Below are 20,748 nucleotides of genomic sequence, written 5' to 3' on the forward strand. Positions count from 1 at the left end.
TCCACGGCTCTAACCGACTGAGCTACCGCCCCGTGCCGCGGGAAACCGCGAGCGTTGGGGATGCTACCGGGTCGGGTGGGGTCCGGACCAGTCGCCTGGTGATGGCCTAGGGTGAGTGGGTCGGAAACTTACTGGAGGGTCAGATATGGCCGGTCTGTTCACGAAGGTGTTGAAGGCGCATCAGTGGGTGTATGAGAACAGCGGTGGGCTGGTGGGGCATCGGCTGCTGCTGGGGAATCCGACGCTGCTGTTGCGGACGGTGGGGCGCAAGTCCGGCAAGGAGCGAACCTCGGCGCTGACGTACGCGCGCGACGGAGCGGACTATCTGGTGACGGCGTCCAACGGCGGATCGCCGCGGCCGCCGGGGTGGCTGGCGAATCTGAAGTCCCGACCGGAGTGCGAAATTCAGGTGGGGCGGCGGAAACTGGCGGTGCGTGCCCGAGCGACACTGCCGGATGATCCCGAGTATGCCCGGCGGTGGGCGCTCGTCGACAAGGTGAACAAGGGTCGCTACAGCGCCTACCAGATGCGGACCAAGCGGCCCATCGCAGTTGTGGTGCTGACCCCGGCGCAGGGTCAGCGCTCGCGATAGTCGTCCCAGTCGTCCTCGGCGTCCCAGTCGTCCTCGTCGTCACGGTCGTCCCATGGCTCGGCTTCCTTCGGCGGCCGGCTGGCGAACCGCACGACAGCGACCACGAAGCCGAGGACCACGATGACGATGGCGACGATGAGCAGAGTTTCCACCCCGGCACCCTAGCGCCGTCGCCGGGGTAGCGCAGTAGGTCGATTGTCCGGTTCGCCGCTTTGTTCACACTGTCAATAAAGTGCGCCCCACCGCCGTCCTGGCCTCGATGGCGGCATGCGCCCGAGCGGCCCGGTCGAGCGGGAAGGTCTGACCGATCACGACTTCCAAGCGGCCCGCGACGACCTCCTCCTGGGCGCGTCGGGCGATCTCCTGCCAATCGATGTCCGCGCCGGTGATGTCGAACAGCCCGTAGACGCTGATGCCGCGCGCCCCGGCGGCCGCCTGGTCCAGTGCGGCGAATTCGCCTGCGGCGGAACCGTATCCGAGGAAACGCCCGCCGTACGCGGCGACCGTGAGCGCGGCCTCGCCGAGCGCGCCGCCCGCGCCGTCGAACACCACGTGCGCGCCCGTTCCCCCGGTCGCGGCACGCGCCCTGGCCGCCCAGTCGGGATCGGAGTAGTCGACCACCGCGGTCGCGCCGAGCCGCTCGGCGAGTTCCAGCTTGGCGGCGCCACGCGCGGCGGCGACGACGTTCGCGCCCGCCGCACGGGCCAGCTGGATCAGCAGCACGCCCAGCCCGCCGGCCGCTGCGGTGATCAGGACCCACTCCCCCGGCTGGACGGCGGCATGGTCGAACACCGCGAGCGCGGTTCTGCCGTCGTGTGCCAGCGCGACGGCCTGCGTCGCGGTCAGCCCCGCCGGCAAGGCGACCAGGGTGTCCGCCTTGGCCAGCGCTTTCTCGGCATATCCGCCGATCGGCAGGCCCCGGCCGATGCCGCTGGCCGCGGTGCGCGTCGACACTCGCTTGCCTACCCAGGAAGGATCGACGCCGGGACCGACCGACGCCACCACCCCGGCGACCGCGCCGCCGGGCACATAGGGCAGCTCGATCGCGAAGAAATCGGTCCCCCAACCCGACCGTAGCCGAGTGTCCAGGAACATCACGTCCGCGGCGGCCACGTCGACGACCACCTCCCCCGGCCCGGCCACCGGATCCGGCAGCTCACGCACCACGAGCACTTCCGGACCACCGAACTCACTGGCTTGCACAGCCCGCATGACACATCCTTCGTCGTTCTTGCCGTCTCCGAACGAAGATCAGCATGAAACCTGAAGTCGTGTTCAGGTCAAGCCCTGCGTCAGGAACCACCGCCACAGCTGGAACTGCTCCCACCGCCACAGCTGGAGCTACTGCCACCGCCACAGCTGGAACTGCTGCCGCCACCACAGCTGGAACTACTCCCGCCGCCGCACCCGCTTCCCCCGCCGCAACTGCTGCCGTGGTGGTGATGATCGTGGTGGTGATGATGGCCGCCGCCACAGCCGCTCGGCTGGTCGGCCCCGCCGACCAAACCGGCACCGCCGGCCGCCCAGAACGGATCTGTGGAACCCCCCTCGTAGTATCCGCCGCTACGGGGCCCGCCGCGCCGCGCACCGTACGGTGGCGGCGGCAAGAACCGGTTGCGCTGCGAACGGATGACGGCGACTACGACGATGATCGGAACCGCCACGAGGAGCAGCACCATCAACAGGACGAACAGAAGGATGAGTGCGCTCATGTCAGAACGGTAGCGGCCCATCGGCGCACACGTACAGTGAACTGTGGTGAACTTCAGGTTCCGTCGATCCCCGGCGCGCGAGATCGACCTGGCGACCGTACGCGCCGCCGTCGACGCGCTGGAACTGCCCGAGGCGATCTACAAGACCTGCCCTTGGCAGCCACGAGAATTGGTGGACAAGGGATTGCGGCAGTGGCTGCTCTGCTGCGGCGCGGCCATGCGTGACGACCAGGTGATCGGCATGCCGTCGCACGCGGTGGACGAGGCATGGCACGGATTCATCCTGTGCACCATGCGCTACGCCGATTTCTGCGCGAGAGCCTATGGCCGCTTCCTGCACCACTTCCCGGAAGGCGCCGGACCGCCGAATCCCACGCACGGCTCCATGGCCGAACAGCTCGGGCGCACCGTGGTCGCGTGGTCGTTCGTAGCGACTCCGGGCGAGGAATGCGTGCTGTGGGATCTGGACCGGCGGGTCGGTGTCGAACATCCGTGGGGCATCGACACCGGTCGCGTCGTGGCCGTCGAGGCCGAGTTGGCCCGCACCCTCGCTTCCTGATCGCAGGTCAGCTTCACCCTCGCCGCGAGGAGTCCGACGACGCCCGGCGCGCCGCTCGACGTGATACTGCATGCGGGCTTCCGGCGTCACCGGCACGATGCCGCCGCGATGAAACTTCTGGCAATAGAACGCGTTCTAGTAGGCTCTTGCTATGGAGCGATTGACCGGATTGGATGCCAGTTTTCTCTACTTGGAAACCGGAACACAGCATCTGCACGTCTGCGCGCTGCTGATCCTCGATCCGTCGTCGGGCGACTACTCGTTCGACGGCTTCAAAGCCGAGCTGGCCCGTCGACTTCCCCTGATTCCGCAGATGCGCCGCCGCGTGTACGAGGTGCCGCTGAACCTCGACCACCCGGTCTGGGTGGAGGACGAGAATTTCGACCTCGACTACCATCTCCGCCGGATCGCGATCGCGGCTCCGGCCGGACGCCGCGAACTGGCCGAACTCGTCGGGGACATCGCGAGCCGTCCCCTCGATCGCGACCGCCCGCTATGGGAGATGTCGGTAGTGGAAGGCCTCGACGACGGGAAGGTCGCGGTGATCTGCAAATACCACCACGCCGCCGTGGACGGCATCACCGGCGCCGACGTGATGATGCACCTGTGCGATCCGGAGCCGGGCGGCACCAAAGAGGTGCCCGACCAGCAGTGGCGCCCGGAGCCGAAACCGAACGATTGGCGATTGCTGGCCGAAGCGGTGGTGAAGTTCCCGGCGCGGGCGGGCATCGTCGGCATGCTGCCGAGAACGGTCGGCGTGGTCGCCGGTTTCGCACAGCGCCGTCGCCAGAACAAGACGGGCATGGCCATACCGTTCTCCGCTCCCCGCACGCCGTTCAACCTCGCCATCACCCCCCACCGGGCCGTCGCGTTCACCGAGGCCGAACTCGACGCCATCAAGGAGATCCGCTCCGCGTTCGGCGTCAAGCTGAACGACGTGGTGCTGACCGTCGTCGCCGGTGTGCTGCGCGCCTATCTGGCCGAGCGCGACGAACTGCCGGACCGCTCGCTCATCGCGTCCGTTCCCGTGTCCGTGCACGAGTCGACCCGGCACAAAGCCGGAATCAACAAGGTGTCCACGCTGTTCGCGCGGCTCGGCACCGACCTGGCCGACCCGGTGGAACGCCTGCGCGAGGTGGCCGAGGCCAATCGGGGAGCCAAGGAAGAGCACGAGGTGATGGGTGCGGACTTCCTGCAGGACTGGTCGAAATACGCGCCGCCGAACACCTTCCGGCTCGCCGCACGGATGTACTCCTCGCTCGAGCTGGCGGAGAAGCACCCGGTGGTGCACAACTTGGTGGTCTCCAATGTGCCCGGTCCACCGATGCCGCTGTACTTCCTCGGCATCCGGGTGGACGGGATGTATCCGTTCGGACCGGTGTTCCACGGCGCGGGCTTGACGGTGACCGTGCTGTCGAACGCCGGCAAGCTGAATTTCGGCTTCATCGCCTGCAAGGAACTGGTGCCCGACATCGCGGCGCTGGCCGATGCCGTTCCCGGCGTAGTCGCCGAATTGCTCGCCGCGGCACGCAGATCGGGTTGAGCGCCGGGTCCCGTCCGCCGCCGGAAAGGACCGGCTGATTCAGATCTTCGCGGCGACGACCGTACAGGCTTCGAGCAACACCGGCACGAAACGATCGGCCTCCAGCACACAGGACGCGTGCCCGGCCGCGACCAGATGCTTGCCGGCGCCCGGGATCATGGCCGCCGGCTCCAACTGCCGATAGACCGGAATCACCCGGTCTCGGGTCGTGACCACCACGGCCGTCGGCATCGCCAGGTCAGGCAGCCACGCGGTCGCGTCGAAGCGCCCGACCGCGGCAAGCACCTGCGCCACCGAGCGGCGCGGCTACGTCGGCATTTTCCGATCGTCCCCTAGAGTGTGCGAGTCCGGGCATCGGTCGCAGACGACCGGTGTCCGGCTGCATTCGGCTTCAGCACACCAGCGTCACGGAACAGCACGTTGTGATAAAGGGGAGTCGACGAAACCATGCTTCGATTATTCATCGCCACCGCAGCGGCCGTCCTCTGTGTGATCACACCGCAGGCCGCGGCGCAACCGATCTATCCGGTACCGGATCCCGATCCGTTCTACGCCGCTCCGGCCGGACTGGACCGCGCCGCACCGGGCGACGTCCTCGCCGTCCGGCCGATGCCCGCACTGGCGATGTTTCCCGGCTCGACGGTCACGATGATCAAGTTCCGCTCGACCAACTCCGCGGGCGAGCCGATCGCGGCCACCACCACCGTGCTGACCCCGCGGAATCCCACGCCCGGTAGACCGCTGCTGTCCTATCAGCACATCATCAACGCGCTCGGCACCCAATGCACGGTGTCGCGCGAGCTCTACACCAGCGACCCCGACCTCTCGATCCGCGAAGCGCCCGCGCTCAATGCCCTGCTGCTGCGCGGCTGGTCGGTCGCTCTTCCCGACCACCTCGGCCCCACCAGCGCCTACGGCGCCGCGAAACTCGGCGGCATGATCACGCTGGACGGCATCCGCGCCGCACGACGGGTCGCGGAACTCGGACTGGCGGACAGCCCGGTCGGCCTGCTCGGCTATTCCGGCGGCGGCATGGCAAGCGCGTGGGCGGCCGCGCTGGCGCCCACCTACGCGCCGGAACTGCCGCTCGTCGGGGTCGCCTCGGGCGGAGTGCCGATGAATCTGGTCACGATGATCGAGGGCCTCGGCTACGCGCCGCACGCGGTATTCGGTCTCGCTTTCGCGGCCGCCCTCGGGCTGGAGCGCGAGTACCCGGCCCGGCTGCCGGTGAGCGATCAGCTGAACTCGCTCGGCTTGTCGGTCCGCAACCGGATCGCCAACAGCTGCACAAACGAGATCCTGCTGGTCGGCGCCGGCCGCGGCATCGTCGACGTCGCGGCCTCGAATTCGCTCGCCGACGACAAGCGCGCACGCGAGGTGCTCGAGGAGAACAGCCTGGAACTCTACGACGGCATCCCGGCCACGCCGATCTACCAATGGCGTGCCGAGCAGGACGCTCTCATCCCGGTGGAGGCGGTCGACGACACGGTGCGCCGGTATTGCGCCGCGGGCGCACGAGTGCAATACGAGAAATTCCTCAGCCCGGACCATCTGTCCGCCGCGGTGCTCGGCATGCCGTCCGCGCTCACCTGGCTGGAAGCGCGCTTCAAGGGCGTTCCCGCACCGAGCAATTGCTGACGACGGCCCGGCGGTAGGTCACCGCCGGGCCGGTACGCCGAACGGCCGCGCTGGATCTCGCGCGGAGAGCTGGCGCGGGCCGAGGACGGACTGCGTCCGGGGGCACCTATTAAGCGTCCTTGCCGCTCTCGTGCGCGCGCTGGCGGGCCTCGTCGAGATCCGCTTCGGCACGGGCCTTTTCGGCCTCGGCTTCCTTCTGCGCCGCCTCCCGCTGGGATTCGGCCTTGTCCTGCTGCGCGCGACCCTCTTTCTTCAGGTCCTCGTTACCGGTGACAACGCCGGCGGCTTCCTTCGCCTTTCCCTTGGCGTCCTCGACGACACCTTCGACAGCTTCCAGAGGTCCGCTCCGATGCTCGGGCATCACATACCTCCCAATTCCTAGTCGGCTGACATGCGCCGCATACCCGTGTTCGGCAGGGGCAATCACGCCGTGAGCGCCGCCACCGAGCATTGCGGCACGAGCTGGACGTGCGCGGCCGGCGGATTTCCGGTGCCGGCCCCTGCGCGGCGGGTGCCGAACCGAGCAATCCGACTGCTGGAGGTCTGCCGACCGCGTGCATGGCGAAGGCCCTGGCCGTCGATGCGGTCAGGACCTTCGCCGTGCCGAATCCGTTCAGTGTTTGGTCAGTACGGGACTCGCGGTCTCGAATTCCTCGGTTTCCGTCGGCGCGGCGGCCCGGCCCGGGAGCAGCACCGCCATGACGATCACGATCAGCGCCAGAGCCGCCGAGACGAGGAAGGCCAGGCGCAGGCCGTCCAGGTGCGCGGCGACGAGGTCTGCGCCATCGGCGGCGACCGAGGTGGCGCGCGCCGACATCACCGTCACCACCAGAGCGGTACCGAACGCCGCGGCGACCTGCTGCAAAGTGCCGAGCATGGAGCTGCCGTGCGAGTACAGATGCTGGGGCAGCGCACCGAGACCGAGGGTGAACACCGGGGTGAAAGCCGCCGCCAGCGACACCATCAGCAGGATGTGCAGAGCCAGCAGCTGCCAGTACGGCATGGTCATCGAGATCTGAGTGAAACCGGCCAGCGCGGCGGCGATGCCGATCGATCCCGGAATCACCAGGAAGCGACCGCCGAACCGGTCGAACAAGCGACCAACGGCCGGTCCGAGCAGACCCATCGCCAATCCGCCCGGCATCACCAGCAAGCCGGTGGCCAACGGGCTCAGGCCACGCACGTTCTGCAGGTACAGCGGCAGCAGGATCATCGACCCCAGCATGGCCATGAACGCCACCGACATCAGAATCAGCGCCCTAGCGTAGGTGCCCGACAGCAGGACGCGCAGATCGAGCAGCGGAGTGCCGACGCGCTGCAAACGCAACTGGCGCCACACGAACGCCGCGATCAGCGCCGAACCCGCGGCGACGATCAGCCCCGGCTCCGTGAGACTGTCACTCTCGAACCGGCTGAGCCCGAACACCAGCCCACCGAAACCGAGCGCCGCCAATGCCACGCCGGCCACATCGATCTGCCCGGCTTGCGGTTCACCGACGTTCTCCAGCCGGCGCAGCCCCAGCCAGGTGATCACACCCGCGATCGGCAGCACCAGCACGAAAAGCCAACGCCACGAGCCGATCTGCAGCACCGCGCCGGAGATCACCGGACCCATCGCCGGCGCCACCGAAATCGCGAGGGTGACATTGCCCATCACCCTGCCTCGGTCGTGCTCGGCCACCACCGTCATCAGCGTGGTCATCAACAGCGGCATCATCACCGCGGTGCCGAAGGCCTGGACGATCCGGCCGAGCAGCAGCACCGCGAACGACGGCGCGATCGCCGACAACGCGGTGCCCGCCAGGAAGACACCCATCGCCGTGGCGTACGCCTGCCGGGTCGACACGCGCTGCAGGAACCAACCGGTGGTCGGGATGACCGCCGCCATCGTCAGCATGAACGCCGTCGACACCCACTGCGCGGCCCGGTCGCCGATCGCCAGATCCTCCATCAAGCGCGGAATCGCGTTGATCATGATGGTCTCGTTCAGGATCACGACGAAGGTAGCGAGCACCAGCACCCGGATGACGGTCGGTGTCCGCCCTCCCGAGACTGGAACGGATGGTGCGGCGGACATCGGATACCTCCGGAGGCATGGGTCGTTGACAGAACATGTGGCCCGTTGCCGAGTCACCGGATCGCGTCCCGGCGCCACAGCTGTAGAGACGGTGTCGCCTGCTTGAACTCATCGGGCGCGGGTCAGTATTCCGCCTGGCACCGACACGGGTCACCTGGTTTTCCCGCCGACCGCCTGGAACACCACCTCGAGCAGGGCTCATCCCCCAAGGGCGCGGAGAGAGCACGATATGTGGGTTGCGGTGGTGTCAAATATGGACCGGCGCGGGCTGGTTTGCGTTCGCTGGACACGCGGAAGCCCCCAGTCCGGCTGGTTGTGGATCGACTCCGGACCGGGGCTTCCTCTTAACCTGCCCTCGGGACGAACCCGGAAGGTAGGAAGTTCTTTCACGGTCTGTCGTGATCCTCTACTGAGACATCCCGTGGCCTGCCCATTCCCGGAGCGCTGCGGCGAAACGTAGAAGTTGATCCAGTGACTGGCCGTCGTTGGCGCCCCTGAGCAACTCGGCGTACTCCTGGGCGGTGTAAGGAAATCCGTCCGCGCCGACGATGTACGTCGAGCCGTCGAAGTGGGATTGCATCATCCCGATGGGTTCGCTCATCCCATCGCCACCGAGACAGCGCTCAACGCGTCCTGGAAGGGCCGGCAGCCACTACCGTGCCCGGAATGCCTCGCCAACAGCCAGCGGGCGTGTTCTACACCCTCGACGACGACCCCGGCGTCACAGTTGCCGCTGCGCAACTCCCACCGGTCGATTTGCTCCTGGCCGGCGTGGGCCATCACCGCTCGCTCCTGGTGGTGTCGCGCCGCTCGTGCCGGTCGACCACGTACGCCGCGGCGTAGCAGATGACGGTGAGCACGAGTCCGGCTACACCTATCACGATGGCGGGAAGAATTGCGGGCATCTCGGGTACCCCTCTGCGTGTCGTGTCCGCTTGGTATGCACCCGAGGTCGAGGGCTCTGTCCTCACCGACATGAGTCCCGGCATCGCCTCGACGTCGGGTGCACGTTCGACGGTAAGAAGCGGCAGCCTTGCTGGTCTACGAACTTGCGCAAACTTGCCCATATTCGTCTAACAGCCTGCATGTCGAGCAAGAAGCGCGGATCATGGGTCAGGTCGGCGCAAGCACGCACAAACATCTCGGTAGGAGCTCGAGCATGAACTTACGATTCCTCGGCAAAGGTGGCTCCGATAAGACGGGTTGCCCATCCTTGTACGCGACTGACCAGGGCAGTTACCTCGTTCAGGGGTGGCAGACCGGGGAGCCTGAGACGGTGGAGATTCCGCACTTGTTGACTGGTTTCGCTGAGCCGGACACGTTCATCGGCGCGAGGATGACAGACACCGGCAGGGGGACGTTCAGGTTGACTGGCCGCCTGTCACGATGAGCCGGATCCGGGTGGTAACCGAGCCGCTGTCTGGCTATCAACGGTGGTTGCTGTCGGTGGCGGGAAGCAGCGTGAACGCTGGCGAGGACATCCGGTATGTGCCCAGGCATCTCGCGGGGGAGGTTCCTCCCGATGACTGGTGGTTGTTCGACGACGAGCTGGTGGCGTTCAACCTTGTCGACTCACTCGGCAAGCCAGCCGGTGCGGCGGTAACCGACGATCCTGGCATCGCGGCGTATTGCTGGAGCATCAAGCGAAGGCTCTGGGATATAGCAGTCCCCTATCCAGAGTTTGCCGCTTCCCAGCGGTGACCGATTCTGTTCAAGACGCGAGGGAAGCTCTCGGCCAGCGGCTGCGGGAAATCCGGCGTGACGCCGGAATCAGCGGCCGAGAGCTTGCCTCACGCGAGGGCTGGCACGAATCGAAGATTTCCCGCATCGAGCACGGGAAGAACAAGCCGTCGAGCGACGATATCCGCGCCTACTGCAACCACTGCCAGGCACACGAACAGTTACCTGATCTGCTTGCCACGCTGCACAACATCGACGCCGCGTACTTGGAGTATCGTCGCTTACTCGGTGCAGGTGTCAAGCGCGGCCAGCAGTTGTATGCCAAGCTCGAATCGGAAGCCAATCTGATTCGCACCTACGATCCACAGATCATTCCCGGATTGCTGCAAACCGCCGAGTATGCAGAGGCCAAGTTACGCAGTGTCATCGAGTTCTATCACCTGCCGAATGACATCGACGCCGGCGTTTCCAAACGGATAGAGCGGCAACAGGTTCTGTACCGCAAGGATCACCGCTTCCACTTCGTGATCAGTGAGCGGTGCCTCTACACAACCGTTGGCGACGACGATGTCATGCGCGGCCAACTCGATCGACTGCATTCGATCATCGGCATGCCGCGGGTCACCTTCGGCATTGTGCCGCTGACTGCCGAAGCCAAGGTGGTTGTGGAGAACTTCACCATGTTCGACAACCGAATGGTCAAAGTCGAAGGGCATACGGCTGAGCTGACCATCACGCAGCCACGGGAGGTCACACTCTATGGGCGTGCGTTCGACGTCTTGGCGAAGCAATCCGTGACCGGAAAGGCTGCGCGCGAAGTCATCTCCGCAGCCCTCGGACGGCGATCTGCGTCCGGCTGACGCTGGGTCAAGTCCAAATGCGTGGTGTAGCGGGATGGTGGCCGTGTGATCCTGTTGTCAGGCGGTCAGTGCTGCGGGGGTTTCCTCTTGTTCGGTGGTTGGGTCAACCGTTCTTGGGGGGCAGTCCAGCTTCTCGCTAGACGCGAGCGTCGGCACTGCTTCCGACAGTTCAGGCTGGACAGCGAGGACGCCGGTGCCGGTTCTGCCGAACTCGACAGCGTCAGCACCCTCGCCTCCGCGATCCTCAGCCCTGTCTCCGGAGCACAGAGCCTGCCCGACGGTTGATGTGGCTCGGTTCGCTGCTGAAAGTATCGACAGCTCAGGGGTTCGGGCCTGCTGGTGGCTGGGTCGCTCGGATCGTGGCGGGAGTGTGGGTCGGGGTTCTGTTATTGCGGCGGTGGATATTTCGATTCGTTCGTAGGGGCACGCCCGGCCGGGGCCGGCCCTACGAGAGCGAGAGCCGTGGAGCGGACCGGCAAAGGCACTCGGTGAGTCAACCCGGGGCCGCCCTGGACGGATCGGAGTATGCGTCCCGTCGAATCTGTCACATGTGGTCGATATTCTCCGTTACGTAGTTGAGCCGCAATGGTCTTGGAGGGTGCGATGGTAGAACAGCTCGACGTAGGCAACGCCAATCTCAACGTAGGCAGAGCCAAGGAGGGCATCGGCAGGACCGTCGACGGTATCGGCAAGGCGGCGCGAACCGCTTCATCGCAGTTCGCCGGGCAGGTCGGCAACGTCAAGGACGCTGCCAGAGGCAGGGTCGAGAAGCTGACTGCGAAAGGGCCGGACCCCTACGAAGTGGCCGTAGCGGAATACAACGCCGTCTTCACGGCGATGGCCGACAGGGGCCTGTCTCTGTTGCGTCAGCGCGAACGTTCGACGGACCTGATCGAGCTGGTCGAGCAGTTGGTGAACAGCATCGCCAACACCCCGAAATCATTCGACACCGACTTCGACGAGATCGAGGTACATCGGAAACAGTTCTTGAACGCGGAGGATTTCGCTCAGAACGAGCTGGAGGCGGCGCGGTTGTCGGCTGCCGGCGCCGGCGCCGGGTTCGCGGCGGGCACCGCCATAGCGGGCCTGGCACCGTCGGCGGCGATGTGGGTCGCCACCACCTTCGGGACAGCGTCGACCGGCACCGCGATCTCGACCCTTTCCGGGGCGGCAGCCAGCCAGGCAGCACTGGCGTGGCTCGGTGGCGGCGCGCTGGCCGCTGGTGGCGGCGGCACTGCGGCAGGCACCACACTGCTCGCGCTTGCCGGCCCGATCGGCTGGACAATCGCGGGCGCGACTCTACTCGCGTCGATCGCCCTGTTCGCGAAGAAGAAGTTCGAGAATCGAGAGGCGAAGCACGAAGCGCTGACTGCGATAAAGCACAACACCGCCCTGGTCGAAGCCATGGATGCTCAGATCTCCGACTTCCTCCAGCGGACGACCTCGCTCCGCGAAGGGCTGGTAAAGAGTTACGGCGAAGCCTTGGTGCACTTCCGCGCCGATTTCCACGCGCTCGCCCCTGACGAGCGGTCGACACTCGCTACGTTGGTGAACAACACGAAGTCGTGCGCGACCATGCTGAGCATGCGCATCGAACAGGATGCCGATAGTGAGTGACGCTGCCGAGTTCGTCACGGGCACCCAGGAGCAGGCAGTTGCTTCCTGGGTGAACTATCTCAACCAGCTCCGCATAGACAACCTTCTGGGCGCGCTCAGCCAGCAGGACGGGCACCTTCGGGACGCGCTCACCAGCGTCGATGAAGCCGTCAGGAAGATCGACCTCGAAGTGGTCGCCGCCAACCGCGGCGGACAGCATGGCATGCACGGCTTCATCGCCGAGATCGCCGAGGTCGGGATCGGCAACGCCCGAAAGCAGATCCTCGGCCACGAGGCCGTCTACCAGTGGGTCAACGACAACGGGCCTGTCGACCTGATGCGCGGAAGTGTCGAGATCCAGCAGAAATTCGTCGCAGCGGGTGGCCGCTTCTCACTGGGCGCGATCGCCGAGCACCTCCACAAGTATCCCGAATACGTGCGCGACGGCGGGAAATACCAGATCCCCCGCGATCACTTCGAGGTGATCCAGCAGCTACATGCCTTGTCGCCCGAGCAAGCGAGCAAGCTGTCACGCAGCGGCGACGGACCTTCCCTCAGAGACTGGCAGCGAGTCCAGGCGTTCTTCCAAGACAGATCGGTCGGCTTCGAATCGCTCGAGCCCTCAACGCTCGAATACAACGAAGTGCAGCGCGATGTCTACACCTCGACCATGGCGGCCGAAAAAGGCTCGCTCCACGCCACGGACCGGTCCCTGCGCGACGATGCCTACCAGCGCAGCCGTCCGACGCTGCGAGAAGGAGGCACGGCCGCACTCACGGCCGCCGCGACCGCGGGCGTGACCGCGTTCGTACAGGCCGTAGTCGCCAAGCGTCGGGAAGGCAAGCGGCTCAGTGAGTTCAGCGAGCGCGACTGGATCGACCTCGCAGGCGAGACCAGCTCAGGTTTCGGCAAGGGCGGCGTCCGAGGACTGAGTATCTACGCGCTCACGAATTTCACCGCGACCTCCGCAGCCGTCGCCAGCTCGATCGTCACCACATCCTTCAGCATCGCAGAACAAGCGAACAAACTCCGCCGGGGCCAGATCGACGAACTCGAGTTCATCGAGAATTCCGAGCTCATCGCTTTGGAGGCCGCAGTACGCGCGCTGGCCTCTTCCGTCGGCCAGGCGACCATCCCCATCCCGGTCCTCGGCGCCGTCATCGGCACCACGGTCGGCACAGTGATGTACAAGGCCGTCGCATCGTCGTTGACGAAGCGAGAGGCGGCGCTGATCGAGCGTTATCTCGACGAGCAGCGCACGCTCGACGAGCAACTCGCCGCGGAGTACCAGGCCATACTGGAAAAGCTGGACCAGAGCATGTCGGACTATCTCGGGCTGCTCGAACGAGCCTTCTCGCCTGACGTGCAGGTCGCGCTCGTCGGATCGGTCGAGCTAGCTGTGGAACTCGGCGTGGCTTCGGACGAGATCCTGGATTCCGATGAGAAGGTCGATGCCTACTTCCTCGATTAACGAGAGGGAGGCCACAGCCGACGCGGCAACCTCGACTACTACCGCGACCCGACAGCGGCTGGAAGGAAGTCGCCGACAGCTGCCCCGACTTCGTCCGCAGTGCCGAACGCTCTAGCGGACCCTGACGTACACAACCGTGCGCCTACCAGCCAGCCGTTATGTGTGGGACGCCAAGTCATGCGCAAGCTGCTGTTCACGCGCGATCGGCCGCACGAAACCCGTCGTTCTACGAAGTTTCTACGAATTTGAGCCGGAAAAGGACGGGAAGTAGAGGGAAGGACCTGGCCCCGCGCTCGCGGAGTTCATTCAGAACGCTCGTGCCGTCAACGCCCAGGTGCTCGCCCACTCGTGCGACGGACCAGACCATGCCATAGAGACGGATGGCCTCATCCACTTGCTCAGACGTCAGGCCACGGCGACGCACCGGCACATCATGGCGAGGCAGGATCTCGCTGACCGTTCACCGCTTGATCTCGAACCGATCTCCCAGTTCGTACACCGTCGCCCTCACCCTCGTGACCGAACCCGACCATCATCGAGACGACGCACCCGCCCAGCTGAACCCACCGACTTGACTCGAATTTCGGCACCGTGCCGTCGGCCGCCGGATGTTTCGGATCGACTGGCGTCAGGCGCGCCTTCAGTGGCACGAACCCGCGAGGAATGATCGCCAGGCCGTTCGACTGCGTGGAAGTCCGGCGCGGAAAATTTGGTGTACTTTTGGTGATCGGCCGAAAAGAACAGCAGGTCAAGCCCGACTTCTAGGCTTGACCTGCTGTTTCTGCTCCCCCATCTGGACTCGAACCAGAAACCTGCCGATTAACAGTCGGCTGCTCTGCCAATTGAGCTATAGGGGATTGCTCTCGGCTCGTCCGGTTGGTATCGGGCGGGCCGAGGAGAAACTTTAGCGTATCGCTGGGCGCAGGCCCAAATCGCGTCGCTACCTGCTGAGTTGTCATCGAGGGCGGGTGGGTGGCTACCGGGTGTCCGGATCGACAGGCGTGTGCGGTGTCGGGCAGGATAAGGGCGGCGAACTGGTAACTGGGAGGAGCACATCGAGATGCTGCGGTTGATCATCGGCGTGGCGGCCGGCTACGTACTCGGCAGTAAGGCCGGGCGGGCTCGCTACGAACAGATCAGCGCCGCGACCCGCGCGCTGACCGAGAGCCCGGTGACCCGCAAGCTCGTGCTCGTCGGCAGGCAGAAGCTGGCGGACAAGCTCAGTACCCGCCCTCGCCTCGAACCGATGGAACCGATCGATGAGCGGACCACCGTCCTGGTGCCGCACGACCAGTTGCGCCGCTGACCCCCCAGACGTTGCTTGCCCGGGTGCGAGCAATCACGGGGCTGAGCGGCGCTAAGCCCCGGTGGCGAAGTCCCCGTGGTTGCCCATCGCCTGGGTGAGCAGGCTCTTGCGGTACTGCTCGAGGGCGACGAGGTCGCCGAAGAGGGCGTAGTACGCCTCCGGCTGTTCGGTGGAGGAGACCCGCTGGAGCTTGGACTTGAGCTCGGCGATCTGCCTGCCGACCCAGGCCTCCTGGGTGCGCGCCAGCACACCGGCGACGAAGCGCGGGATGTCGGCCTCCGACTTCACCGGCAGCGGCTCGTTGGCCAGCTCGGACAGCAGTGCGCGCATGGTGAGGTCCTCGGTGCGGTCGGCGACCGAGTTGACCCATTCGGCGCCGCCGAGCCCGGCCGCCGTACCGCCCGCCTCGGCGATCAGGCCGCGAAGGACCGTGTAGGCGGGGTGGGTGAAGGCTTCGGCTTCGAGCGCGTCGAAACCGGCTCCGGCCATCGCCGGGTACTGGAGGGCGGCGGCGAGTACCTGACGTTGCGGCAGGAGGGTGGGATCGTTCGGATTCGGCCGTGCCGCAGGATGTTCCGCGACCACCTCGCGCGGCGCGCGCGCGGGCACCGCGCCCGCGCGCCCCCCGCCGTTACGGTGGCGCTTCGCTTCTTCGCCGACCCGGCGCACCACGGTCTGGATGTCGTCCCAGCCGACCCACCCGGCCAGTTTGGTGGCGTAGGCCTTGCGCAGGGCGTTGTCCTTGATCTGCGCGACCACCGGCACCGCCCGGCGCAGCGCCTCCACCTGACCCTCCGCGGTGTCCAGGTTGTGGTCGGCAAGCAGACCGCGAACCACGAACTCGTACAGCGGGATTCGGCGGGCGACCAGATCACGCACGGCGGCGTCACCGGAGTGCTGCCGCAGTTCGCACGGGTCCTGCCCGTCCGGCGCGATAGCGATGTAGGTCTGACCGGCCAGCTTCTGGTCACCCGAGAAGGCTTTCAGTGCCGCCGCCTGGCCGGCGGCATCGCCGTCGAAGGTGTAGATGATCTCGCCGCGCCAGAAATTGTCGTCCATCATCAGGCGGCGCAAGAGGGCGAGGTGGTCGTCGCCGAAAGCGGTGCCGCAGGAGGCGACGGCCGTCTTGACCCCGGCCAGGTGCATCGCCATGACGTCGGTGTAACCCTCGACCACGACCGCCTGGTGCCCCTTGGCGATCTCGCGCTTGGCGTGATCCAGGCCGAAGAGCACCTGGGATTTCTTGTACAGCACCGTTTCCGGAGTGTTGATGTACTTGCCGGGCATGGTGTCGTCGTCGAAGAGCTTGCGGGCGCCGAAGCCGATGACATCGCCGGACAGGTTGCGGATCGGCCACAGCAGCCGCCGGTGGAAGCGGTCGATCGGGCCGCGCTGACCCTGCCGGGACAGCCCTGCCGCCTCGAGTTCCTTGAAGTCGAACCCTTTGCGGAGCAGGTGCTTGGTGAGTGTGTCCCACCCCGCCGGGGCGTAGCCGCAGCCGAACTGGTGCGCGGCCGCCGCGTCGAAGTTGCGATCGGTGAGATATTTGCGCGCGGCTTCGGCTCCCGGCTCGCGCAGCTGCGCGACGTAGAACTCGTGCGCGGCCGCGTTCGCCGCCACCAGCCTGGACCGGGTGCCGCGGTCGCGCTGCACCGAGGTGCCGCCGCCTTCGTAGTTGATCTGGTAACCGATCCGGTCGGCGAGCTGCTCGACCGACTCGACGAACCCGACGTGCTCGATCTTCTGCACGAAGGCGAACACGTCGCCGCCCTCGCCGCAGCCGAAGCAGTGGAACAGGCCGAGATGGGGTCGCACATTGAACGACGGCGACTTCTCGTCGTGGAAGGGGCACAGCCCCTTCATGGAGTGCGGTCCGGCGGACTTCAGCGCGACATACTCCCCCACCACGTCTTCGATCCGGACGCGCTCGCGTATTGCCGCGATATCGCGATCAGGAAGTCGTCCGGCCACGGCAGAGAGTCTAGGCGAAGGCGGGGCCGACGCGCCCGGGCGCCCGACGCCTCGCGAGTTCCGCCCGAACCTGCCCCGCGAGCGGGGGCTGCCGAGATCAGGAGCGATCCAGTTCCGCGCGGATCGCGGCGACCGTTTCGGCCAGACGAGCCTGATGAGAGCCTTGCCAGTAGATCCGGCCGCACTCGCGGCACTGCCGGAAGATGTCGTAGTAGCGCCGGGTGAGCGGTTGGAGACGATCCTCGACCTCGGCTTTGTCGACCTCGGCGACGACACCGCCGCACCGCAGGCAGCGGGTGAACGGATCCAGGCACGCGACGAGGTCGAGCCGCCGGATCACCTCCACGGCCTGGTCGACCGGCCGATCCGACCAGATGTAGACGCCATGTGTGACGTTGCGGCGCTTCAGCAGCCCCCGGTCCCGGGTGAGCAGAATCCGGTGCTCGGCCGCCGACGCCTCGGCGAGTTCGGCGTCCTCGGCGTCCCACCGGCAGTGCACGTCGAGCCCCATCAGCCGCATGAGCTTGGCGAGACCGCCCAGGTTCACGTCCGCGAGGAAGCGCGGCTCGCGCAGCGGATGGGGGCGGACCAACGTCACCCGGCCGATGTCGAGTGTCTCGAACACGGGATACGCGGTGATCCGCCCGCCGGGGCGGGGGTGATGGTCGAAGTCGACCGGTTCTCCGTCGACCAGCACCAGGTCGACCTCCGTGTGCGGAATCCCCGCGGCCTCGATGACGTCTTTGACGGTCTGGTGCGGGTGGCACGGCCGGCGCAGGACGGCGTATCGCTCGCGGGGCCGCAGGAAATCGTTCAGCTCGGCGTAGACGCGGAGATCGACGCTCATTCGACGAACAGCGCCATCGACGCCGTGAATCCGTGCAGTGCGTTGCGGCCAGCGATGGGCCCGATCTCGCCGGCGGCGAAGAAGCCCGCGAGGGGGATGCCGTCGAGCACGTCCTCGATGGTCGTGGCGTCGTGGTCGGCGACACCGAACATCCGGCGGCCGCGTCCGTTGCAGGTGAACAGCAAGGCGCCGGCCGGCGGTCCGGAAAGGTCGGTGCGGGCCCGCGCCAGTGCCGCCCGCAGGTCGTGATCGGCTCCGATCGCGTCGCGGACCTGGAATTGGACGGTGGTGCCGACTTCCACGACCTCGCCCACCTCGATCGCGCCGCTGGCCGGATCGGCGCCGAGCAGGCCGCGGATCAGGAAGTCACCCTGCCCGGGCTCGGCCAGATGCTCGTCGACGACGAACCCGATCTGGAGACCCCGCGCGAGCTCTTCCTGCTGGTCGGGTGGCAGCACGGCGACGATCTGACGCAACCGCTCGATCGGGGGCAGGCCGCCGAGCCCGGTGATCACGGTGCCGTCCGCGCCGGTGACGGTGTAGGGATAGCCGATCGGACGGCAGCCCTGGGACACGATCGGTACGTTGTGCAGGCCGGGAAGGCGCACGCCGACCGCGCCCGAGGTCACCACGGCGTGGTCGCGGAACAGGCGGCTGCCTTCCGGGCCGTGTCCGCCGCTCACCAACCCGCCCATCACCACGGTGCCGGGCAGATCCGTGTTCACGTACTCCAGCAGCAGATCGGCCGGGAAGGAGTAGGGGTCGGGCAGCAGCAGGTGGAAGTCGCGTGCGGCCTTGTCGAAGCGATAGCCGGCGAGGAGTCCGCCGCTGGCCGTGCGAAGGAAGTCCAACTGGAAGGTTTCGGCGGCGGGTAGTCCGGCGGCCAGCCACACGGCCACCGCGGGTTCGTCCTCGATCTCGCGGCGACCCGCCACCACCGCCTGGGCCACGCATCCGATCAGGGCGGGCACCCGGACCGTCCGGTGGACGCCGGAGAGCACCTCCACCGCGTCGTCGGTGTGCGCGCGGGACGCGAGCAGCACAGCGAGCGACGGCGCCTCGCCCGCGATCTCGTCGCGGGCGTGCGCCGCGGCTTCCATGCCCGCGCGCCGCGCTTCGGGCGCGGTGGAGAGCCCTACTCCGATCCGCACCCCTCTATGGTAGCCACCTTGGGAATATTTTGAATTTGGTTGCAGCACAATAGTTTTGATCGGAGAACACGAGCCACTCGCGCAGACGGTCCGATGCGCGGGGTGAGGACGAAGACCGTCGGCGACGGGAGCGGCCACGGTGGCGGGCAGGTTGCGAACCGATAGCTGTCGAGGCGGCAGGCGACGCGTCATCCCTCTTCCCAGCCCGGAGAGGTCCGGCGATGTGAGCGCGTCGGCCAAGGAATTGCACAGCGCGCTGGTGAAAATGGTCCGAGCGGAGTCCTCCGACGACCTGTGGGCGTGACGCCGTAGCCCGCATGGCCGCAGCGAAGGCGGAGGTTCGCACAAAAGGCGCTGCCGGACGTAGTCCGTCATCAGACCCGCGCATGGCCGCAGCGAAGGCGGAGGTTCGCACAAAAGGCGCTGCCGGACGTAGTCCGTCCCCAAACCCGCGCATGGCCGCAGCGAAGGCGGAGGTTCGCCTAGGTGTTCAGCTCGCCCGCGACTCGCTCCAGCCGGCTTTCGGTGTAGGAGGCGATCTGGTCGACGACGACACGCACGCGGGCGGTGTCGTCGCCGGCGGCGTTCCAGAACGGCAGCAACAGCGGATCGAGACTGCCGGGAACGGTGGCGAGCAAGCGATCGGCTACGGCGAGGATGCGTTCGCGCTGGGCTGCCTGCCGCAGCCGGTGCGCCGGGTCGGACATCACGTAGCGCAACGCGACGGTCTTCAGCAGCGCCACCTCGGCGGCGACGATGCGCGGCACTTCCAGGTCCGCGTTGTACCGGGACAGCGGTTGCGGCCCGGCCACCGCTCTCGTCGCCATGATCGCCGCGGTGGCGAACCGGCCGACGAGCTCGCTGGTGAGGCGCTTCAACGCGACCGAGGCGGTGAACGTGCCGTCGTATCCGGACGCCGCCGCGACCACGGGGAGTTCCGACAGTCGTTGCGCGGCGGCGATCAGTTCGTCGGCGGCCAGCGAGTGCTGGAATTGGCCGAGCGCGGCCAGCGCGTCCTGTTCGGCGGGGTCGGCCAGTGCGCGCAGATCGATCCGGCCCGCGATGACGCCGTCCTCGACGTCGTGCACCGAGTAGGCGACGTCGTCGGACCAGTCCATGATCTGGCATTCGAGGCTGCGACGCCGGTCCGGCGCACCCTTGCGGATCCACTCCAGGCGCTCGGTGTCGACCTCGTAGGCGCCGAACTTGGTTCCGGGACCGGTTCGGCCCCAGGGATATTTGAGCGCGGCGTCGAGTGCGGCGCGGGTGAGGTTGAGGCCCGCGCTGGCGCCGTCGGGCTCGAGCACCTTCGGTTCGATGCGGGTGAGGATGCGCAGGTTCTGCGCGTTGCCTTCGAAGCCGCCGAAAGCGTCGGCGAAGGTGTCGAGGGCTTTCTCACCGTTGTGGCCGTAGGGCGGGTGGCCGATGTCATGGGCGAGACCGGCCAGGTCGACCAGGTCCGGATCACAGCCGAGTCCGTCGGCGATGCTGCGGCCGATCTGGGCGACCTCCAGGGAATGCGTGAGCCGGGTGCGCGGGGTGTCCGCCTCGCGCGGACCCATGACCTGAGTCTTGTCGGCCAGTCTGCGCAGCGCCGCGGAGTGCAGTACGCGGGCCCGGTCGCGGGCGAATTCGGTCCGGTGGCCGGTCTCGAACTCACTGCGCGGCGGGCCGAGCCCCGCGGTCTTGGCGCCCTCGACGACGAGGCGTTCAGTGTCGTGATCGGTGTACCGGGCGCTCATCGA

General features: G+C 66.9%; 21 protein-coding genes and 1 tRNA gene. 9 read left to right on the forward strand and 13 right to left on the reverse strand.

Annotated features, from left to right (window positions below; all coding sequences use genetic code 11):
- Positions 1-145 precede the first annotated feature (145 nt).
- Positions 146-592, forward strand: a complete 447-nt coding sequence (locus ACT89H_RS28450; protein WP_445111749.1) for a nitroreductase/quinone reductase family protein — start codon at positions 146-148, stop codon at positions 590-592.
- On the opposite strand, the gene ACT89H_RS28455 is transcribed toward ACT89H_RS28450, so the two are convergent.
- Positions 577-744 (reverse strand): hypothetical protein, encoded by a 168-nt coding sequence (locus ACT89H_RS28455; RefSeq protein WP_445111750.1) that lies wholly within the window; start codon positions 742-744, stop codon positions 577-579. The genes ACT89H_RS28450 and ACT89H_RS28455 overlap by 16 nt on opposite strands.
- Positions 745-808: 64 nt before the next feature.
- Positions 809-1,804, reverse strand: a complete 996-nt coding sequence (locus ACT89H_RS28460) for a zinc-binding dehydrogenase (protein WP_445111751.1) — start codon at positions 1,802-1,804, stop codon at positions 809-811.
- A gap of 543 nt (positions 1,805-2,347) precedes the next feature.
- On the opposite strand from ACT89H_RS28460, the gene ACT89H_RS28465 reads away from it, so the two are divergent.
- Both ACT89H_RS28465 and ACT89H_RS28470 read left to right on the forward strand, forming a co-directional pair.
- Positions 2,348-2,863, forward strand: coding sequence for a UCP032817 domain-containing protein (locus ACT89H_RS28465; RefSeq protein WP_445111752.1), 516 nt, complete (start codon positions 2,348-2,350; stop codon positions 2,861-2,863).
- 151 nt (positions 2,864-3,014) lie between these two features.
- Positions 3,015-4,406: a WS/DGAT/MGAT family O-acyltransferase gene (locus tag ACT89H_RS28470; protein ID WP_445111753.1), complete on the forward strand. Its 1,392-nt coding sequence runs from the start codon at positions 3,015-3,017 to the stop codon at positions 4,404-4,406.
- Between the two features lie 39 nt (positions 4,407-4,445).
- Here ACT89H_RS28470 and ACT89H_RS28475 read toward each other — a convergent pair whose 3' ends face one another.
- On the reverse strand, positions 4,446-4,691 hold the full coding sequence (locus ACT89H_RS28475) for an alpha/beta fold hydrolase (RefSeq protein WP_445111754.1): 246 nt from the start codon (positions 4,689-4,691) through the stop codon (positions 4,446-4,448).
- Between the two features lie 162 nt (positions 4,692-4,853).
- Here ACT89H_RS28475 and ACT89H_RS28480 point away from each other — a divergent pair, with 162 nt between their 5' ends.
- Entirely contained in the window at positions 4,854-6,044 is a 1,191-nt protein-coding gene (locus ACT89H_RS28480) for a lipase family protein (protein WP_445111755.1), read from the forward strand.
- A 109-nt stretch (positions 6,045-6,153) separates the two neighbouring features.
- On the opposite strand, the gene mbp1 is transcribed toward ACT89H_RS28480, so the two are convergent.
- The 5 genes from mbp1 to ACT89H_RS28505 all read right to left on the reverse strand — a co-directional run bounded on the left by mbp1 (position 6,154) and on the right by ACT89H_RS28505 (position 9,026).
- Positions 6,154-6,405: a microaggregate-binding protein 1 gene (gene mbp1, locus ACT89H_RS28485; RefSeq protein WP_445111756.1), complete on the reverse strand. Its 252-nt coding sequence runs from the start codon at positions 6,403-6,405 to the stop codon at positions 6,154-6,156.
- Between the two features lie 252 nt (positions 6,406-6,657).
- The gene (locus ACT89H_RS28490) at positions 6,658-8,121 is read right to left on the reverse strand and encodes an MDR family MFS transporter (RefSeq protein ID WP_445111757.1); all 1,464 of its coding nucleotides are present in this window, start codon (positions 8,119-8,121) and stop codon (positions 6,658-6,660) included.
- Positions 8,122-8,527: 406 nt separating this feature from the next.
- Positions 8,528-8,722, reverse strand: coding sequence for a hypothetical protein (locus ACT89H_RS28495; RefSeq protein ID WP_445111758.1), 195 nt, complete (start codon positions 8,720-8,722; stop codon positions 8,528-8,530).
- Complete coding sequence (locus ACT89H_RS28500; protein WP_445111759.1) at positions 8,719-8,904, reverse strand: hypothetical protein; 186 nt, start codon at positions 8,902-8,904, stop codon at positions 8,719-8,721. Before ACT89H_RS28500 ends, ACT89H_RS28495 begins: the two co-directional genes overlap by 4 nt.
- Entirely contained in the window at positions 8,901-9,026 is a 126-nt protein-coding gene (locus ACT89H_RS28505; RefSeq protein WP_445111760.1) for a hypothetical protein, read from the reverse strand. The genes ACT89H_RS28500 and ACT89H_RS28505 overlap by 4 nt, the downstream gene beginning before the upstream one ends.
- A gap of 481 nt (positions 9,027-9,507) precedes the next feature.
- Here ACT89H_RS28505 and ACT89H_RS28510 point away from each other — a divergent pair, with 481 nt between their 5' ends.
- From ACT89H_RS28510 to ACT89H_RS28525, 4 genes are all read left to right on the forward strand, one after another.
- Positions 9,508-9,822, forward strand: coding sequence for a DUF6879 family protein (locus tag ACT89H_RS28510; protein WP_445111761.1), 315 nt, complete (start codon positions 9,508-9,510; stop codon positions 9,820-9,822).
- Positions 9,819-10,661 carry a helix-turn-helix domain-containing protein gene (locus ACT89H_RS28515; RefSeq protein ID WP_445111762.1) on the forward strand — a complete coding sequence of 281 codons (843 nt, stop codon included), beginning with the start codon at positions 9,819-9,821 and terminating at the stop codon, positions 10,659-10,661. The genes ACT89H_RS28510 and ACT89H_RS28515 overlap by 4 nt, the downstream gene beginning before the upstream one ends.
- Positions 10,662-11,264: 603 nt before the next feature.
- Positions 11,265-12,278, forward strand: a complete 1,014-nt coding sequence (locus tag ACT89H_RS28520; RefSeq protein ID WP_445111763.1) for a hypothetical protein — start codon at positions 11,265-11,267, stop codon at positions 12,276-12,278.
- On the forward strand, positions 12,262-13,728 hold the full coding sequence (locus ACT89H_RS28525; RefSeq protein WP_445111764.1) for a hypothetical protein: 1,467 nt from the start codon (positions 12,262-12,264) through the stop codon (positions 13,726-13,728). The genes ACT89H_RS28520 and ACT89H_RS28525 overlap by 17 nt, the downstream gene beginning before the upstream one ends.
- Positions 13,729-14,512: 784 nt before the next feature.
- Here ACT89H_RS28525 and ACT89H_RS28530 read toward each other — a convergent pair.
- Positions 14,513-14,585, reverse strand: a tRNA-Asn gene (locus ACT89H_RS28530).
- 203 nt (positions 14,586-14,788) lie between these two features.
- Here ACT89H_RS28530 and ACT89H_RS28535 point away from each other — a divergent pair.
- Positions 14,789-15,034, forward strand: coding sequence for a hypothetical protein (locus ACT89H_RS28535; RefSeq protein WP_039796811.1), 246 nt, complete (start codon positions 14,789-14,791; stop codon positions 15,032-15,034).
- Positions 15,035-15,085: 51 nt separating this feature from the next.
- On the opposite strand, the gene dnaG is transcribed toward ACT89H_RS28535, so the two are convergent.
- From dnaG to ACT89H_RS28555, 4 genes are all read right to left on the reverse strand, one after another.
- Positions 15,086-17,005, reverse strand: a complete 1,920-nt coding sequence (dnaG, locus tag ACT89H_RS28540; RefSeq protein WP_445111765.1) for a DNA primase — start codon at positions 17,003-17,005, stop codon at positions 15,086-15,088.
- Positions 17,006-17,102: 97 nt separating this feature from the next.
- Entirely contained in the window at positions 17,103-17,852 is a 750-nt protein-coding gene (locus tag ACT89H_RS28545; protein ID WP_445111766.1) for a Mut7-C RNAse domain-containing protein, read from the reverse strand.
- Positions 17,849-19,003 carry an FIST signal transduction protein gene (locus tag ACT89H_RS28550; protein ID WP_445111767.1) on the reverse strand — a complete coding sequence of 385 codons (1,155 nt, stop codon included), beginning with the start codon at positions 19,001-19,003 and terminating at the stop codon, positions 17,849-17,851. The genes ACT89H_RS28545 and ACT89H_RS28550 overlap by 4 nt, the downstream gene beginning before the upstream one ends.
- 482 nt (positions 19,004-19,485) lie before the next feature.
- Positions 19,486-20,745, reverse strand: a complete 1,260-nt coding sequence (locus tag ACT89H_RS28555; protein WP_445111768.1) for a deoxyguanosinetriphosphate triphosphohydrolase — start codon at positions 20,743-20,745, stop codon at positions 19,486-19,488.
- Between the last annotated feature and the right edge of the window lie 3 nt (positions 20,746-20,748).

Source organism: Nocardia aegles, assembly GCF_052545135.1.